The sequence below is a fragment of the Kribbella turkmenica genome (assembly GCF_004348725.1).
Classification (GTDB): domain Bacteria; phylum Actinomycetota; class Actinomycetes; order Propionibacteriales; family Kribbellaceae; genus Kribbella; species Kribbella turkmenica.
On sequence record NZ_SMKR01000049.1, the window covers coordinates 25,670 to 42,368 of the forward strand.

The window sequence follows — 16,699 nt, forward strand, 5'->3', positions numbered from 1 at the left end:
GAGACCCGGGACGCCTGGTCCGGTGAGTAGACCTGACGCCCCGGGTTGCTCTCAACGCTTCGCCACGACCTGCTGGACGGCCCCTGGGCCGAACAATGGTGACGAGACGTAGACCTTGCCTCTACTGCTGATCGCCGTCCCGCCGGGCAGTGTCAGCTTCCCCGGCGCAAGCTCCAGCTTGTACCCGGCCTTGTGGTGCCTGCCGCGGAACTGGAGGTAGAGCGAGCCGATCGGCGAGCCACCCATCTCCCACTTCAGCCAGCTCACCTTCGCCAGCTCAACGACCGCGAGGGTTCCGGCCGGTCCGCCGGCCAGGTCGACGATCGACGTGTAGCCGTCGGCGTACCGGGTGCACCGGCCCTTGTACGGGTTGGCAGGGTCGCAGACCGCGCCGTACGAACCGGGCTTGATCCGCCAGATCTGGGACGTCTTCGGCGTGGCCGGGAAGCCCCTGAGCTCACCGACGTACCAGTAGCCGTCCGAGCCGACCGTCACCGAGGTGGCGACGGCCTCGGCCGGCATCCTCGTCCCGGCCGGTGGCGCCTCCGCGCCGAGGCCGGCGGGAACCGTGACCGTGCGCGGCTTCAGCCGGGCGACGGTCTTGACGTAGCCGTTCGGCCAGACCCGGAGCAGGTCGTTGCCGGCCGCGTCCGCCACCAGGACGGTGCCGTCCTTCAGTGCGGCCACCCCGAACGGGTTGGACTCGGTCGCCGGACCCTCGGTGTTGTACGGGTCCGGATCCTTCAGTTGGTACTTGCCGATGTCGGCGATCTTCAGCGGCGCCTTGCCGGGCCGCAGTTTGTACAGTGTCGCGCCGCCCGGAGGCAGCGGGGCGCCCGGCTCCCCGCCGGCGCCGGTCAGGGCGTAGGTCACGCCCCACTTGCTGGTGTCGATCGCCGGTGCGAATCCACCCGGCACCTGGCCGAGCTTGCGGATCACGTGGCCGTTGTGCGCCCAGGCCTCGTAGACCGAGCCGTCGCCGACGCTGTAGACGATCTTCCCGCCGAAGGTGGCGACACCGCGTGGACTGTCCAGGCCGGAGACGACCGGCTTGACCGTGGTGCGGTACTTCGTACTGCCTGCTTCGGCCGGTGCGGCCACCAGCACGGATCCGGCGAGTGCCAGCGCTGCGACCGCGGCCAGACGTGTTCGTACCCCCACTGCGAACCCCCATCATTTGCGTCTCCCCAGACGTGGATCCCCCTCCACAGACCCTGACATCGCAACACCAGATCACGACCAGGTCAACGGGAAGACTCCCCGCGCAGGCAGGGCGACGCTCAGTGCAGCAGCGGATCGACGGCCGCGGCGATGAAGAGCAGGGCCAGGTAGATGTTCGAGAAGTGGAACAACCGCATCGGCCGCAGGGCCGCGCCCTCGGCGCCGGTGTGCGCCCTGAGCAACAGCCCGCGGGCCTCGCGGAGGAACAGCACGCCGAGCGCGATCGCGGCCAGCGGGTAGACGAAACCGGTGTCGGCGATCGGCCAGAGAGCGATCGACGTGGCCACCATGACGACCGAGTACGCCATGATCTGACGGGCGGTGGCGACGGGGGTGGCGACCACCGGAAGCATCGGTACGTCGACCGACGCGTAGTCCTCGCGGTAGCGCATGGCCAGCGCCCAGGTGTGCGGCGGCGTCCAGAAGAACACCACCCCGAACAGCACGAACGGCGTCCAGGCCAGCTCGTTGGTGACCGCGGTCCAGCCGATCAGGGTCGGGAAGCAGCCGGCGATCCCGCCCCAGACGATGTTCTGCACGGTCCGGCGCTTGAGCACCATCGTGTAGCCGAACACGTAGAAGGCATTGGCGGCGAGTGCGAGGACCGACGACAGCCAGTTGACGAAGAGGCCGAGCTCCAGGGTCGCCAGGATGCCGAGGACGATGCCGAAGACGGTCGCCGAGCGCGGGCTGACCGCGTGCCGGGGCAGCGGGCGGCGCCTGGTCCGGCGCATCTGCTCGTCGATGTCGCGGTCGAGCACGCAGTTGATCGTGTTCGCGCTGCCGGCCGCCAGGATGCCGCCGACCAGGGTGGCGGCGACGACGCCGAGCTCCGGCACTCCCCCGGCGGCCAGGAACATCACCGGCACGGTGGTGATCAGCAGCAGCTCGATGATGCGCGGCTTGGTCAGACCGACGTACGCCTTCACCACGTCGCGCACCGACGGACGCGGAACTGCGGTGCCGTCCGGCATCTGCGTCGGGTACGACGTCGTCGCGGCTGGACGCGGGTCGACGGCCGTCACGAACACCTCGAACTCAGTGGATTGACGCCGGACGTCCGGCGCTGACGGTTCGACAGTCTACGACGCCCCGTAGGAGGGGTTTGCCACCCCCCTCGGTGAGTCACCGGTGTGACGTGGGAGACGCCGGGAACAACCACGCCGCGGTCCGGGTTCGGAGACTGTGGAAGGCGCCGGACGCCCGGGCGAGTAGGCTCGCTCACGGTGATGCGCGGGGGCGCGATCGCGACCGGCCGGTAGCTGCGGAGCGATCCCTTCGACGCTGACCAGACGGAGTTTCGCAGCCATCGAGAGGAGCGCCGCCGGCGTGACGGAGAAGACCAGCCCCAAGCTTGAATGGACCGAGCTCGACCAGCGCGCGGTCGACACCGTGCGGGTGCTCGCGATGGACGCGGTCGAGAAGGTCGGGAACGGCCACCCCGGTACGGCGATGAGCCTGGCGCCGGCGGCGTACCTGCTGTTCCAGAAGGTGATGCGGCACAACCCGGCCGACCCGACGTGGGCCGGCCGCGACCGGTTCGTCCTCTCGGCGGGCCACTCCAGCCTCACCCTGTACATCCAGCTGTACCTGGCCGGTTTCGGCCTCGAGCTGGACGACCTGAAGGCGCTGCGGACCTGGGGCAGCCTGACCCCGGGCCACCCGGAGCACGGCCACACCAAGGGTGTCGAGACCACCACCGGTCCGCTCGGCCAGGGTGTCGGCAACGCGGTCGGCATGGCGATGGCGGCCCGGCGTGAGCGCGGTCTGTTCGACCCGGAGACGCCGAAGGGCGAGAGCCTGTTCGACCACCAGATCTACGTGGTCGCCTCCGACGGCGACCTCGAGGAAGGCGTCTCGTCCGAGGCGTCCTCGCTGGCCGGCCACCAGAAGCTCGGCAACCTGACGGTGATCTACGACGCCAACAAGATCTCCATCGAGGACGACACCGACATCGCGTTCTCCGAGGATGTGGCGGCTCGCTACGAGGCGTACGGCTGGCACGTCCAGACCGTCGACTGGACCGCGGGCGGCACCGGCTACGAGGAGGACGTCCAGGCCCTGTACGACGCCCTGGAGGCGGCCCGCGCGGTCACCGACAAGCCGAGTTTCATCCGGCTGCACACGATCATCGGCTGGCCGGCCCCGAACAAGCAGAACACCGGCAAGATCCACGGCTCGGCCCTCGGCGCCGAGGAGGTGGCCGCGACCAAGAAGGTGCTCGGCTGGGACCCGGAGCAGACCTTCCAGGTCGCCGACGAGGTGATCGCGCACACCCGCAAGGCGCTGGAGCGCGGCAAGGCCGCCCAGGACGAGTGGCAGATCCGGTTCGAGGACTGGAAGGCCGCGAACGCGGAGCGGGCCGAGCTGTTCGCGCGGCTGGAGAACCGGGAGCTCCCGGCCGGCTGGAAGGACGCGCTGCCGAGCTGGGACGCCGACGCGAAGGGCGTCGCGACCCGGGCGGCCTCCGGCGAGGTGCTGACCAAGCTGACGCCGGGCCTGCCCGAGCTCTGGGGCGGCTCCGCCGACCTGGCCGGCTCGAACAACACCACCCCGAAGGGCCAGCCGTCGTTCATCCCCGCCGAGTTCTCCACCAAGGAGTTCCAGGGCGACGAGTACGGCCGGGTCCTGCACTTCGGCATCCGCGAGCACGGCATGGGCTCGATCCTCAACGGCATCGCACTGCACGGCGGCACCCGCCCGTACGGCGGCACGTTCCTGGTCTTCAGCGACTACATGCGGCCGGCCGTCCGGCTGGCCGCGCTGATGAAGCTGCCGGTCACCTACGTGTGGACGCACGACTCGATCGGCCTCGGCGAGGACGGGCCGACCCACCAGCCGATCGAGCACCTCGCGGCGCTGCGGGCGATCCCCGGCCTGGACGTCGTCCGGCCCGGCGACGCGAACGAGACCGCGGCCGCGTGGGCCGCGATCCTGGAGCACACCGACCGCCCGGCCGGCCTGGCGCTGACCCGGCAGAACGTGCCGGTCTTCCCGCGCGGCACGGACGGTTTCGCCACCACGGAGAACGTCAGGAAGGGCGGCTACACGCTGCTCGACACCGACGGCACGCCGGACGTGGTGCTGATCGGCACCGGCTCCGAGGTGCAGCTGGCGGTCGAGGCCCGGAACAAGCTGGCCGGCGTGGGCATCAAGGCCCGGGTCGTGTCGATGGTCTCGCGGGAGTGGTTCGACGAGCAGGACGACGCGTACCGCGACTCGGTCATCCCGCCGCAGGTCCGGGCGCGGGTCTCGGTCGAGGCCGGGGTCGCGCTGGGCTGGCGCGAGGTCGTCGGCGACGCCGGCCGCAGCGTGAGCCTGGAGCACTTCGGCGCCTCCGCCGACTACAAGGTCCTGTACGACGAGTTCGGCATCACCGCCGACGCCGTCGTCCAGGCCGCCAAGGACAGCATCGCCGCCGCCGCGGAACTCGGCGGCTCCGGGGTCCCGGCCGGCCGCCGTCCGGCGGGCGGGATCGGCCCCGGCGACGACCCGGCGGTGAGCGCCGACCCGGACGCCGACGCCACCAACGAGCGCAACTGACAACACCACAACAGAACATTCGGAGGGCTTCGGACATGAACGATCGCTTGAAAGCACTCGCCGACGCGGGTGTCTCCATCTGGCTCGACGACCTCTCCCGGCAGCGGCTGACCAGCGGCGGCCTGGAGACGCTGATCCACGACTCGCACGTCAGCGGGGTGACCACCAACCCGACGATCTTCGCCAAGGCGATCTCCGACGCCGACGCGTACGCCGAGCAGGTGTCCCGGCTGGCGGCCGAGGGGGCCTCGACCGACGAGGCCATCCGGGCCATCACCACCGACGACGTCCGGGACGCGGCGGACCTGTTCAAGCCGGTGTACGACGCCACCGACACCGTCGACGGCCGGGTCTCGATCGAGGTCGAGCCCGGCCTGGCGCGGGACACCGAGAAGACGATCTCCCAGGCCAAGGAGCTGTGGGAGACCGTCGGCCGCGACAACGTGTTCGTGAAGATCCCGGCCACCAAGGAGGGCCTGCCGGCGATCACCGAGACGCTGGCAGCGGGCATCAGCGTGAACGTGACGCTGATCTTCTCCCTCGACCGTTACAAGGCGGTCGCGGACGCGTTCCTGTCCGGCGTGGAGAAGGCGATCGAGAACGGGCACGACGTGACCAAGCTGGCCAGCGTCGCGTCGTTCTTCGTCAGCCGGGTCGACACCGAGGTGGACAAGCGATTGGACGCTCTCGCCGGCACCGCCTCCGAGGACGCAGCGAAGGCGCTGAAAGGCAAGGCCGCGATCGCCAACGCCCGGCTGGCGTTCCAGGCGTACGAGGAGATCTTCTCCTCCGACCGCTGGCGTGAGCTCGAGTCCGCCGGCGCCAAGCCGCAGCGGCCGCTGTGGGCGTCGACCGGCGTGAAGGACCCGGCGTACCCGCCGACCCTGTACGTCGACAACCTGGTCACCCGGGGCGTGGTCAACACGATGCCCGAGGCAACGATCAGGGCGGCCGCCGAGCAGAGCGAGGTCACCGGTGACACCGTCCGCGGCGACTACGAGGCCGACCGCAAGGTGATCGCCGACCTGGAGAAGCTGGGCATCTCCTACGACGAGGTCGTGCAGGTGCTCGAGGACGAGGGCGTGGCCAAGTTCGCCGCGTCCTGGTCGGAGCTGCAGGACACCGTCACCGCGGCCCTGAAGGGTGCCGCCAAGTGACCGAGCTGACTGTCAACGCGTACGGCGAAGGCTGGCGCGAGGTCGTCGACCAGCTGGTCGACGAGAAGGTCGCCTCCCGGATCGCGGCCAAGGACGCCACCACGTGGGGTCCGGAGGCCGAGTCCGAGTCGGCCATCCGGCTGAACTGGGTCGACCTGCACGAGTCGTCGCGCCCGCTGCTGGCCGAGATCGAGGCCCTGCAGGCCGACCTGCGGTCCGAGGGCCTGGACCGGATCGTGCTGTCCGGCATGGGGGGCTCGTCGCTGGCGCCCGAGGTGATCACCCGGACCGCCGGGGTGGACCTGGTCGTACTGGACTCCACCGACCCGAGCGTGGTCGGCCGGGCGCTGGCCGGAGACCTGCGGAGGACGGTCGTGGTGGTGTCCAGCAAGTCCGGTGGCACGGTCGAGACCGACAGCCACCGGCGGGCGTTCGTCAAGGCGTTCACCGACGCCGGGATCGACCCGGCCGGGCGGATCGTCGTGGTGACCGACCCGGGGTCGCCGTTCGAGAAGCTGGCCGCCGACGAGGGCTACCGCAAGACGTTCCTGGCCGACCCGCACGTCGGCGGCCGCTACAGCGCGCTGACGGCGTTCGGTCTGGTCCCGTCGGCGCTGGCCGGTGCGGACGTGGCCGAGCTGCTCGACCAGGCCGCCGAGGCGGCTCCCGCGCTGCAGGCCGACGACGCGTCGAACCCGGCGCTCGTCCTCGGCGCCGTCCTGGCGGCCAGCCCGGGCCGCGACAAGGTGGTCATCGCCTCCGGCGGCTCGTCGATCGTCGGCTTCCCCGACTGGGCCGAGCAGTTGATCGCGGAGAGCACCGGCAAGAACGGCACCGGCGTACTGCCGGTCGCCGTGGAGAGCCTGGAGGCGCCCGAGCTGCACAGCGGTGCGGGTGACCTTGTGCACGCGCTGCTCGCGGCCGACACCAGCTCGGCGAGCGTCGCCTCCGGCACGCCGACGGTCGTCACCACCGGTTCGCTCGGTGGCCAGTTCCTGCTGTGGGAGACGGCGACCGCGGTGGCCGGCTACCTGCTGGGAATCAACCCGTTCGACCAGCCGGACGTGGAGAGCGCGAAGCAGGCCGCGCGTGGCCTGCTCGACGCACAGCCCGAGCCCGAGCCGGCGGCGTTCACCGACGGCGCGGTCGAGGTCCGTGGTTCCGAGGGACTGCTGGACGGCGTCGACTCGCTCCAGGGCGCGGTCGACGTTCTGCTCGGCAAGCTCGACGAGAAGAGCTACCTGGCCGTGATGGCGTACCTGGACTCCGAGCGGGACGCCTCGCTGGCCGGGCTCCGGCCGGCGCTGGCGACCCGGACGGGCCGCCCGGTGACCTTCGGCTGGGGTCCGCGGTTCCTGCACTCCACCGGCCAGTACCACAAGGGCGGCCACCCGGAGGGCGTGTTCCTGCAGATCACCGCGGCACACCCCGAGGACGTGGAGATCCCCGACCGGCCGTTCACGTTCGGCACGCTGATCTCGGCCCAGGCGGCCGGTGACGCGAACGTGCTGGCCGAGCGCGGCCGCCCGGTCCTGCGGCTCAACCTGACCGACCCCGCGAACGGCGTACAGCAACTCCTGTCCCTGTTCGGCAACTAAGACAAGTCTCGGAGGGACGCGGCTGATGACCGCTGAGCTCGACGCAGAGCCGACCGGCCCGGTCAACCCGCTGCGGGATCCGCAGGACCGGCGGCTACCGCGGATCGCCGGGCCGTGCAGCCTGGTGATCTTCGGGGTCACCGGGGACCTGGCCCGCAAGAAGCTGATGCCGGCGGTGTACGACCTGGCGAACCGGGGGCTGCTGCCGCCGGGCTTCGCCCTGGTCGGCTTCGCCCGGCGCGACTACACGAACCAGGACTTCGCCCAGATCGTGCACGACTCGGTGAAGGAGCACGCCCGGACCCCGTTCCGCGAGGAGGTCTGGCAGCAGCTGGCCGAGGGCTTCCGGTTCGTGCCGGGCGACCTGACCGACGACGAGGCGTTCAAGCGGCTGCGGGAGACCGTGGACGAGCTGGACGTGAACCGCGGCACCGGCGGCAACCACGCGTTCTACCTGTCCATCCCGCCCGGCCTGTTCCCCGAGGTCGTCCGGCAGCTGTCCGAGCACGGGCTGACCGACGAGGTCCCCGGTTCGTGGCGGCGGGTGGTGATCGAGAAGCCGTTCGGTCACGACCTGAAGAGCGCCCGTGAGCTGAACCAGGTGGTCGAGTCGGTCTTCCCGCCGGAGGCGGTGTTCCGGATCGACCACTATCTGGGCAAGGAGACCGTGCAGAACATGTTGGCGCTGCGGTTCGCCAACTCGATGTTCGAGCCGGTGTGGAACAGCCACTACGTCGACCACGTCCAGATCACCATGGCCGAGGACATCGGGATCGGCGGCCGGGCCGGGTACTACGACGGCATCGGCGCGGCCCGCGACGTGATCCAGAACCACCTGCTCCAGCTGCTCGCGCTGGTGGCGATGGAGGAGCCGGTCAGCTTCGACGCCTGGTCGCTACGGCAGGAGAAGAAGAAGGTGCTCGCGGCCGTGAAGCTGCCCGCACGCCTCGACCTGCACACCGCCCGCGGCCAGTACGCGCCCGGCTGGGCCGGCGGTGTCAAGGTGAAGGGTTACCTGCAGGAGGACGCGATCCCGCCGGACTCCGCGACGGAGACGTTCGCGGCGCTCCGGGTGGACGTGGACACGCGCCGCTGGGCCGGCGTCCCGTTCTACCTGCGCACCGGCAAGCGGCTCGGCCGCCGGGTCACCGAGGTCGCGGTCATGTTCAAGCGCGCGCCGCACCTGCCGTTCAGCAAGACCGCGACCGAGGAACTCGGCCAGAACGCGCTGGTGCTGCGGATCCAGCCGGACGAGGGCATCACCATGCGGTTCGGCGCCAAGGTGCCCGGCACCGCGATGGAGATCCGCGACGTGAACATGGACTTCGCGTACGGCGGCTCCTTCACCGAGAGCTCACCGGAGGCGTACGAGCGGCTGATCCTCGACGTCCTGCTCGGCGACCCGCCGCTGTTCCCGCAGCACACCGAGGTCGAGCTGGGCTGGAAGATCCTCGACCCGGTGATCGGCTACTGGGCCGCGCACGGCACGCCGGAGCAGTACGCGTCCGGCGGTTGGGGCCCGGACTCCGCCCACGAGATGCTCGCCCGCGACGGACGCGCCTGGAGGCGGCCATGATCATCGATCTGACCGACACGACCTCGAGCGAGATCGCCTCGGCGCTGCTGCGCGCCCGCCGGAACGCGGGCTCGCCGGCGATGGGCATGGTCGGCACCATCGTGGTGGTGGTCGACGAGGCGTCCCACCACGACGCGATGAAGGCCGCGAACGAGGCCGGTCGCGAGCACCCGTCCCGCGTCCTGGTCGCGATCCTGCGTCCCGGCCGGGCCTCGTCGTCCGGCCTGGACGCCGAGGTGCGGGTGGGCGAAGGCATCCCGGGTGAGGCCGTGCTGCTGCGGCTGCACGGCGAGCTGGCGAAGGTGCCGGAGTCCGTGGTCACTCCCCTGTTGCTGCCCGACTCCCCGGTCATCGTCTGGTGGCCGGGCGGCGGTCCGAAGGTCCCGGCCGAGGACGCGCTCGGCCGGCTCGGTCGCCGCCGGGTCACCGACGCGGCCGCGACCCGTCGTGCGTCGGTCGACTTCAGTGCGCGGGCGGAGGGTTACCAGCCCGGCGACACGGACTTCGCCTGGACCAGGCTGACCCCGTGGCGTGCGCTGATGGCCGCGGCCCTCGACCAGTACCCGACGAAGGTCACCGGTGCCGAGGTCGTGTCGGCCAAGGGCAACCCGAGTGCCGACCTGCTGGCGGCCTGGCTGCAGCAGCGGCTCGGTGTCGCGGTCGAGCAGAAGACGTCGCGTGGCCCGGGGATCACCGCGGCGAGGTTGTTCACGCCGACCGGGCCGATCTCGTTGACCCGTCCGGACGGCGCGGTCGCGACGTTCAGCGTTCCCGGTCAGCCGGATCGCCCGGTGGCGCTGAAGCGGCGGACGACGTCCGAACTGCTCAGCGAGGAACTGCGGCGGCTCGACCCCGACGACGTGTACGCGCACACGCTGGCGTGCATGGTCGAGCGGGAGGGCATGCCGGCCGACGAGAAGAAGGTCAGCGCGGCCGATCGCCGGTCGGCGCAGACCGCGGCGACCGCGGCGGCGAACCGGACGGCGACCGCCGACAGCACCAACGGCAAGGCCGAGCCGAAGACCAGCGCCGCGAAGAGGGCCGCGGTGAAGAAGGCGGTGGCGAAGACGACCACCACGAAGGCCACCGCGAAGCGGACGGCCGCCAAGAAGTCCGCGGCGAAGAAGGCGGCGGGTCAGAAGAGCGCGGCCAAGAAGAGCACGGGTAAGAGGGTGGCGGGGCGCTCATGAGCTCTCCGTCGATCCTGGTCAACCGCGACGCCGAGGGCCTGGCCCACGCCGTCGCGGCCCGGCTGATCACCCGGCTGGTCGACGTTCAGAGCAGCGGCCGGGTCGCGCAGGTCGTACTGACCGGCGGCCGGGTCGCCGCGGTCGTCTACCGGGCGGTCGCCGAGTCGCCGGCCCGCAGCGCGATCGACTGGCGGCGGGTCGAGTTCTGGTGGGGTGACGAGCGGTTCCTGCCGGCGGGCGACCCGGAGCGCAACGAGACGCAGGCACGGGAAGCGCTGCTCGACCATGTGGACGTCGACCCTGCCCGGGTCCACCCGATGCCGGCCGACACCGGTCAGGGTGCCGAGGCGGCCGCGGCGGCGTACGCGGACGCGCTGGCCAAGGCGGTCGGTGCCGGTGATCGCGACGGCGTGCCGACGTTCGACGTACTGCTGCTCGGGGTCGGGCCGGACGGGCACGTTGCGTCGCTCTTTCCCGAGCACGCCGGGCTGCACGCCGAGGACGTCTCGTCGATCGCGGTGCACGGCGCCCCCAAGCCGCCGCCGACCCGGACCTCGCTCACGTTCCCGGCGCTGAACCGGGCGCACGAGGTCTGGTTCGTCGTGTCCGGCGCGGACAAGGCGAAGGCGGTCCGGCTGGCCCTGGCCGGCACCGGCCGGCTGCAGATCCCCGCTGCCGGGGTGACGGGTCTCAACCGCACCCTGTGGCTGCTCGACGAGGCTTCTGCGGGAGAGATTCCCAGCAGCATCCGGGCACCACGCACCTGAGCAGGAACGCCGCCGACTGAAGCCTTCTCAGCCTCACCGGCGTCACCGGACGCGGATCTGAAGGCGGCACGAGCGGCGCTGGACACCAACGGCACCGGAAGGCGAGGCCGCGGTGAACCGGGTGGTCGGCGGCCGCTGATCCTTCGGCCGGCGCCGAACGGTCCGGCTGCGAGGATGACCGGTATGACGTTTCGCGAGCTGCACACCGGATTCTTCGTCATGCCGAACGCCTGGGACGCTGGGAGCGCCGTCGTTTTGGCCGATGCCGGATTCCCGGCGATCGCGACCACCAGCGCGGGCATCGCGTTCTCCCTCGGCAAGGGTGACCACACCCTTCCCGACGGTGCGCCGTCCGTGTCGCGGGACGACATGTTCGCGCGGGTCCAGGAGATCACCGCGGCGAGCGGCGTACCGGTGAACGGCGACCTCGAGGACGGGTACGGCGCGGAACCGTCGGCGGTGGCCGAGACCATCGCGCTCGCCCGGGAAGCGGGGCTCGCCGGTGGGAACGTCGAGGACTACGACGGGCGGGAGCTGTACGACGTCGAGCTCGCGGTCGAGCGGATCGTCGCCGCCCGGGAGGCCGCCGGGCCCGACTTCGTGCTCACCGCCCGCACGGATGGCCGGCTCCTCAGGACGCCGGCGCCCCTCGCGGACTCCATCGACCGGGCCAACCGCTTCCGCGAGGCCGGGGCCGACTGTCTGTACGTGCCCGGGGTCGACGACGTCGACGCGATCCGTCTGCTCGTCCGCGAGATCTCCGGGCCGCTCAACGTCGTACTCGGGCTGGGCACCTCGACGCTCACCGTCGGAGACCTGCGGTCCGCCGGCGTCACCCGGGTCAGCCTCGGCGGCAGCATCGCGCGCGCCGCCCTCGGCCTGGTCCGGCGGGCGGCGCAGGAGCTGCTGACCACCGGCACGATCGACTTCGCCGCCGGCCAGATCCCGCAGGCCGAGCTCAACCGGCTGTTCGCCCGGCGGGCCTGAAATACGAACAGCCCGGACCTAGCTGGTCCGGGCCGTTGCGTTCCATGCTCAGAAGATGACCTCGCCGCGGGCGCGCCGGGCGCGGAGCTTCTCCAGCGCCTCCTCGAGGATCTCGGCCGCCTCCTGCTCGCTGCGCCGCTCCTTCACGTACGCCAGGTGCGTCTTGTAGGGCTCGATCTTCGGCGGCGGGGGCGGGTTGTTCACGTCGGTGCTGGTCGGCAGACCGCACCGCGGACAGTCCCACGCCTCCGGGATGGCGGCCTCGACCGCGAACACCGTCGCAGTCTCGTGCCCGTTGGCGCAGAAGAACACGATGCGCTGCCGGGGCGCGGTGTCGCCGCGCTCCGCCTCGCCCATCGGGCCCGCACCGACCCGGCTGCCGCGAATCGCACTGCCACCACCAGCCACGGGAACCTATCCCCCTCAGCCGAGCTTGTAGAGCAGGCCGAGCGCGACGATGGCGGCGAACCAGATCAGGCCGACACCGATCGTGATCCGGTCCAGGTTCCGCTCGGCGACCGAGGAGCCGCCCAGGCTGGACGACACACCGCCACCGAACAGGTCCGACAGACCGCCACCGCGGCCTTTGTGCAGGAGCACGAGCAGCGTGAGGATGAGGCTGCAGACGATCACGACGATCGAGAAAGCGAGAATCACGAGGAGTAGCCTAACTGAAGGTCCAGGTAACGGCAGATACCGGCGAACTCGTCCACCTGAAGGCTCGCACCTCCGACCAGGCAGCCGTCGACATCCGGTTGGGCCATGATGCCACCTGCGCTGGCCATCTTCACCGACCCCCCGTAAAGAATCCGTACCGAGTCGGCCACCGACGGTGAGATCGTCTCCTCGATCCGGCTCCGGATCGCGGCGATCACTTCCTGGGCGTCCTCCGGGGTGGCCACCTCGCCGGTGCCGATCGCCCACACCGGCTCGTAGGCGATCACGAGCTTGCGGACGTCGTCCGGCTTCAGCCCGGCCAGCGCCGCGTCCAGCTGCCCCAGGCAGTGGTCGACGTGACCGTCGGCCTTCCGGATCTCCAGGCCCTCGCCGACACAGACGATCGGGGTCAGCCCGGCCTCCAGCGCCTTCACCGTCTTGGCGTTGACCAGCGCGTCGTCCTCGTGGTGGTACTGGCGCCGTTCGGAATGCCCGGTCAGCACGTAGGTGCAGCCGAGCTTGGCCAGCATCGCCGCCGAGATCTCGCCGGTGTACGCGCCCGCGTCGTACTTCGACACGTCCTGGGCGCCGTACCTGATCTTCATCCGGTCGCCGTCGACCAGGGTCTGCACGCTGCGGAGGTCGGTGAACGGCGGCAGCACCGCGACCTCGACCCGCTCGAAGTCGTGCTTCTTGTCCTGCAGCGTCCACGACAGCTTCTGCACCAGGTGCACGGCCTCGACGTGGTTGATGTTCATCTTCCAGTTGCCCGCCATCAACGGCGTCCGGGCACCTGTGCTGTCAGCCATCGGGTGTCAGTCCTCTTCCAGTACGGCGAGACCCGGGAGCTCTTTGCCCTCCAGGTATTCGAGCGACGCGCCACCACCGGTGGAGATGTGCCCGAACGCGTCGTCGGCGAAGCCTAGCTGTCGAACCGCCGCGGCCGAGTCACCGCCGCCGACCACGCTGAGGCCGTCCACCTCGGTCAACGCCTGCGCGACCGCCTTCGTTCCGCCGGCGAACGCGGCCATCTCGAACACGCCCATCGGGCCGTTCCAGAACACCGTCTTCGCGCCGGCGATCTCGGCGGCGAACGCCTTGCCGGACTCCGGGCCGATGTCCAGGCCGAGCTGGTCGGCCGGGATCGCGTCCGCGGCCACCACCGTGGCCGGGGCGTCGGCCTTGAACTCGGGCGCGACCACGATGTCGGTCGGCAGCACGATCTCGACCCCCTTGGACCTCGCGGTCTCCAGGTAGCCCTTGACCGTGTCCACCTGGTCGTCCTCGAGCAGGCTCTTGCCGACCTCGTGGCCCTGCGCCTTCAGGAAGGTGAAGACCATGCCGCCGCCGATCAGCAGCTTGTCCGCCTTGGCCAGCAGGTTGTCGATCACCGCGAGCTTGTCGGACACCTTGGCGCCGCCGAGCACGACGACGTACGGGCGCTCCGGGCTCTCGGTCAGCTTTCTCAGTACGTCGACCTCGGCGAGCACCAGGCCGCCGGCGGCGTGCGGGAGCTTGCGGGCCACGTCGTACACGCTGGCCTGCTTGCGGTGCACGACGCCGAAGCCGTCGCTGACGAACACGTCGGCCAGCGCCGCGAGCTCGTCGGCCAGCTGGTCGCGCTGGTCCTCGTCCTTGCTCTCCTCGCGCGCGTCGTACCGGACGTTCTCGAGCAGCAGCACCTCGCCCTCGTCGAGGTCCTGGACCGCGGACTGCGCGCTGTCACCGGTCACGTCGGAGGCGAAGCGCACCTGGACGCCCTCCGGCTGCAGCAGCTCGCCGAGCCGCTTGGCCACCGGGGCCAGGGTGAACTCCGGGTTCGGCTGACCCTTGGGCCGGCCGAGGTGCGCGGTGACGATCACCTTCGCGCCGGCCTTGGCCAGCTTCACCAGCGTCGGGACGCTGGCCCGGATCCGGCCGTCGTCACCGATCGTCTCGTCCTTGATCGGCACGTTCAGGTCGGAGCGCACCAGCACGCGCAGGCCGGCCACGTCCCCGAGGTCTTCGATGGTCTTCACAGTTCAGCAATCCTTGCGGCTCAGGCATGGGCCTGCGCCCGGGGCCGGCAACGGGCCGATCCGGACGCAGGCTGTCGCGAGTGAAGGTGTCAGAGCGAGGCGCCGACGTGGTTGACCAGGTCGACGAGGCGGTTGGAGTAGCCCCACTCGTTGTCGTACCAGCCGACGACCTTGACCTGGTTGCCGATCACCTTGGTCAGGCCCGCGTCGAAGATGCAGGACGCCGGGTCGGTGACGATGTCGGTGGAGACGATCTCGTCCTCGGTGTAGGTCAGGTAGCCCTTCAGCGCGCCCTCGGCGGCGGCCGCCTTGTAGGCCTCCTTGACCTCGTCGACGGTGACCTCGCGGCCGACGGTGACGGTCAGGTCGGTGGCCGACCCGGTCGGGGTCGGGACGCGCAGCGCGTACCCGTCCAGCTTGCCCTTGAGCTCCGGCAGCACCAGGCCGATCGCCTTCGCGGCGCCGGTCGAGGTCGGCACGATGTTCAGGGCCGCGGCGCGGGCGCGACGCAGGTCCTTGTGCGGGCCGTCCTGCAGGTTCTGGTCCTGGGTGTACGCGTGGATCGTGGTCATCAGGCCGCGCTCGATCGTGAACGCGTCGTTCAGGACCTTGGCCAGCGGGGCGATGCAGTTGGTGGTGCAGGACGCGTTCGAGATCACGGTGTGCTTCTCGGCGTCGTACAGGTCGTGATTCACGCCCATCACCACGGTCAGGTCCTCGTTCTTCGCCGGGGCGGAGATGATGACCTTCTTGGCGCCGTTGTCGGCGTGCGTCTTCGCCTTGGTGGCGTCGGTGAAGAAGCCGGTCGACTCGATCACCACGTCGGCGCCGACGTCGGCCCACTTGAGGTTCGCGGGGTCGCGCTCGGCGTACGCCTTGATGCTGTGACCGGCGACGGTGATGTCGTCCTCGGTCGCGGAGACCTCACCGGGGAAGCGGCCCAGGATCGAGTCGTACTTCAGCAGGTGAGCGAGGGTCTCGTTGTCGGTCAAGTCGTTGACGGCGACGACCTCGATGTCGGCACCGGACGCCTGCACGGCGCGGAAGAAGTTACGGCCGATCCGGCCGAAGCCGTTGATACCTACGCGAACGGTCACGGGACTGCGTCTCCTCAGATCTAGCTTTCGAGCACTGCCGCTACAGCCCGAACACTAGCCCAAGAGCCCACTCGGCCAACTGGTACCGTCCACAGCAGACCACCGCCGTCTCACTGACTGTTCCAGACCAGACCACCGGCTGGTACACGCCCTTTCCGCCTACCGGACCCCGCCGATGCGCCGGACGGCGGCCTCCGAGAAGTCGCCCGAGGACTCGCCGGAGGCCGCCGCACTGTGAGACAGCCTGTGCTAGCCGAGCCCGAGAGCAGGCTTCCCGACGTGCCGCCCGGCGCCGCTCTGCTCTCTCGCTCCGTCGCCCCCGGCCACCGGTGCCTCGGCGCCGCTCAACGGCACCTGCCCGGAGTTCAGCAGATCACGCGCGAACGCCGCGTCCCCGGCCCTGCCGACCCGCAGGGCGCCGGCAACCTTGTCCCGCGTGCTCGGCGCACCCTGCATCTCACCGTCCGGCCAGGCCGCGGGCGCGTCCCCGACCATGGAGCTCTGACCTTCCTGCTCCCGCAGCTTCCGCAGCTCTTCTTCGCGCTGCATGGCCTTGATCGCGTTCTCGGTCCGGACGCGCTCCAGCTCCGCGCGTGCCGCGGCTTCTTCTTCCTGGGTACCCATCTGTCCTCACCTGTCGTCGGATGGAAACCCCCCTGGGAGCAATCCAACCAACCCGACGAGTGCGGCGCGGGCGGCCGTCGGTAACGATCCGGTCAGGCCGGGTCGAGCATCTCCGGGGTGAGGTTGGCCTCGGTGTTGGGGATGCCGAGGTCGACGGCGCGCTTGTCGGCCATCGCCAGCAGGCGGCGGATCCGGCCGGCGACGGCGTCCTTGGTCAGCGCCGGCTCGTGCAGCTGACCGAGCTCCTCGAGGCTGGCCTGCTTG

16 protein-coding genes are annotated in these 16,699 nt (G+C 70.6%); 7 read left to right on the plus strand and 9 right to left on the minus strand.

Annotation, left to right across the window (positions count from 1 at the left end; translation table 11 throughout):
- Positions 1–51: 51 nt before the first annotated feature.
- Both E1218_RS13710 and E1218_RS13715 read right to left on the minus strand, forming a co-directional pair.
- Positions 52–1,161, minus strand: coding sequence for a ScyD/ScyE family protein (locus E1218_RS13710; RefSeq protein ID WP_132319960.1), 1,110 nt, complete (start codon positions 1,159–1,161; stop codon positions 52–54).
- Positions 1,162–1,280: 119 nt separating this feature from the next.
- Entirely contained in the window at positions 1,281–2,195 is a 915-nt protein-coding gene (locus E1218_RS13715) for a heme o synthase (RefSeq protein WP_132319992.1), read from the minus strand.
- Positions 2,196–2,550: 355 nt separating this feature from the next.
- Between E1218_RS13715 and tkt the strand changes: the two genes are divergently transcribed.
- The 7 genes from tkt to E1218_RS13750 all read left to right on the plus strand — a co-directional run bounded on the left by tkt (position 2,551) and on the right by E1218_RS13750 (position 12,039).
- Positions 2,551–4,764 carry a transketolase gene (tkt, locus tag E1218_RS13720; RefSeq protein ID WP_132319962.1) on the plus strand — a complete coding sequence of 738 codons (2,214 nt, stop codon included), beginning with the start codon at positions 2,551–2,553 and terminating at the stop codon, positions 4,762–4,764.
- Positions 4,765–4,799: 35 nt separating this feature from the next.
- Positions 4,800–5,921, plus strand: coding sequence for a transaldolase (gene tal / locus E1218_RS13725; protein ID WP_132319964.1), 1,122 nt, complete (start codon positions 4,800–4,802; stop codon positions 5,919–5,921).
- Positions 5,918–7,519 (plus strand): glucose-6-phosphate isomerase, encoded by a 1,602-nt coding sequence (locus E1218_RS13730; protein WP_132319966.1) that lies wholly within the window; start codon positions 5,918–5,920, stop codon positions 7,517–7,519. The genes tal and E1218_RS13730 overlap by 4 nt, the downstream gene beginning before the upstream one ends.
- A 25-nt stretch (positions 7,520–7,544) precedes the next feature.
- Positions 7,545–9,095, plus strand: coding sequence for a glucose-6-phosphate dehydrogenase (gene zwf, locus E1218_RS13735; protein ID WP_132319968.1), 1,551 nt, complete (start codon positions 7,545–7,547; stop codon positions 9,093–9,095).
- The gene (locus E1218_RS13740) at positions 9,092–10,285 is read left to right on the plus strand and encodes a glucose-6-phosphate dehydrogenase assembly protein OpcA (RefSeq protein WP_132319970.1); all 1,194 of its coding nucleotides are present in this window, start codon (positions 9,092–9,094) and stop codon (positions 10,283–10,285) included. Before zwf ends, E1218_RS13740 begins: the two co-directional genes overlap by 4 nt.
- Positions 10,282–11,052 (plus strand): 6-phosphogluconolactonase, encoded by a 771-nt coding sequence (gene pgl, locus E1218_RS13745; RefSeq protein WP_132319972.1) that lies wholly within the window; start codon positions 10,282–10,284, stop codon positions 11,050–11,052. Before E1218_RS13740 ends, pgl begins: the two co-directional genes overlap by 4 nt.
- Before the next feature lie 183 nt (positions 11,053–11,235).
- Positions 11,236–12,039, plus strand: a complete 804-nt coding sequence (locus E1218_RS13750; protein WP_233712206.1) for an isocitrate lyase/PEP mutase family protein — start codon at positions 11,236–11,238, stop codon at positions 12,037–12,039.
- A gap of 48 nt (positions 12,040–12,087) precedes the next feature.
- Here the strand turns inward: E1218_RS13750 and E1218_RS13755 are convergent, their stop codons facing one another.
- The 7 genes from E1218_RS13755 to E1218_RS13785 form a co-directional block, all read right to left on the minus strand.
- Positions 12,088–12,447, minus strand: a complete 360-nt coding sequence (locus E1218_RS13755) for an RNA polymerase-binding protein RbpA (RefSeq protein WP_131515924.1) — start codon at positions 12,445–12,447, stop codon at positions 12,088–12,090.
- Positions 12,448–12,462: 15 nt separating this feature from the next.
- Complete coding sequence (secG, locus tag E1218_RS13760; protein ID WP_132145086.1) at positions 12,463–12,696, minus strand: preprotein translocase subunit SecG; 234 nt, start codon at positions 12,694–12,696, stop codon at positions 12,463–12,465.
- Positions 12,693–13,505 (minus strand): triose-phosphate isomerase, encoded by an 813-nt coding sequence (gene tpiA, locus E1218_RS13765; protein WP_132319976.1) that lies wholly within the window; start codon positions 13,503–13,505, stop codon positions 12,693–12,695. Before tpiA ends, secG begins: the two co-directional genes overlap by 4 nt.
- A 6-nt stretch (positions 13,506–13,511) precedes the next feature.
- On the minus strand, positions 13,512–14,714 hold the full coding sequence (locus E1218_RS13770) for a phosphoglycerate kinase (RefSeq protein WP_132319978.1): 1,203 nt from the start codon (positions 14,712–14,714) through the stop codon (positions 13,512–13,514).
- Positions 14,715–14,803: 89 nt separating this feature from the next.
- On the minus strand, positions 14,804–15,811 hold the full coding sequence (gap, locus tag E1218_RS13775; protein ID WP_132319980.1) for a type I glyceraldehyde-3-phosphate dehydrogenase: 1,008 nt from the start codon (positions 15,809–15,811) through the stop codon (positions 14,804–14,806).
- A gap of 249 nt (positions 15,812–16,060) precedes the next feature.
- Positions 16,061–16,435, minus strand: a complete 375-nt coding sequence (locus E1218_RS13780) for a hypothetical protein (RefSeq protein ID WP_132319982.1) — start codon at positions 16,433–16,435, stop codon at positions 16,061–16,063.
- 92 nt (positions 16,436–16,527) lie between these two features.
- A partial coding sequence (locus tag E1218_RS13785; protein WP_407657609.1) for a helix-turn-helix domain-containing protein occupies positions 16,528–16,699 on the minus strand: 172 nt, incomplete at its 5' end.

Coding starts and splice junctions, on each gene's coding strand:
- E1218_RS13780 (WP_132319982.1), bottom strand. CDS start 16,435: ATGGGTACCCAGGAAGAAGAAGCCGCGGCACGCGCGGAGCTGGAGCGC.
- E1218_RS13715 (WP_132319992.1), bottom strand. CDS start 2,195: ATGCCGGACGGCACCGCAGTTCCGCGTCCGTCGGTGCGCGACGTGGTG.
- tpiA (WP_132319976.1), bottom strand. CDS start 13,505: ATGGCTGACAGCACAGGTGCCCGGACGCCGTTGATGGCGGGCAACTGG.
- pgl (WP_132319972.1), top strand. CDS start 10,282: ATGAGCTCTCCGTCGATCCTGGTCAACCGCGACGCCGAGGGCCTGGCC.
- zwf (WP_132319968.1), top strand. CDS start 7,545: ATGACCGCTGAGCTCGACGCAGAGCCGACCGGCCCGGTCAACCCGCTG.
- E1218_RS13750 (WP_233712206.1), top strand. CDS start 11,236: ATGACGTTTCGCGAGCTGCACACCGGATTCTTCGTCATGCCGAACGCC.
- tal (WP_132319964.1), top strand. CDS start 4,800: ATGAACGATCGCTTGAAAGCACTCGCCGACGCGGGTGTCTCCATCTGG.
- E1218_RS13740 (WP_132319970.1), top strand. CDS start 9,092: ATGATCATCGATCTGACCGACACGACCTCGAGCGAGATCGCCTCGGCG.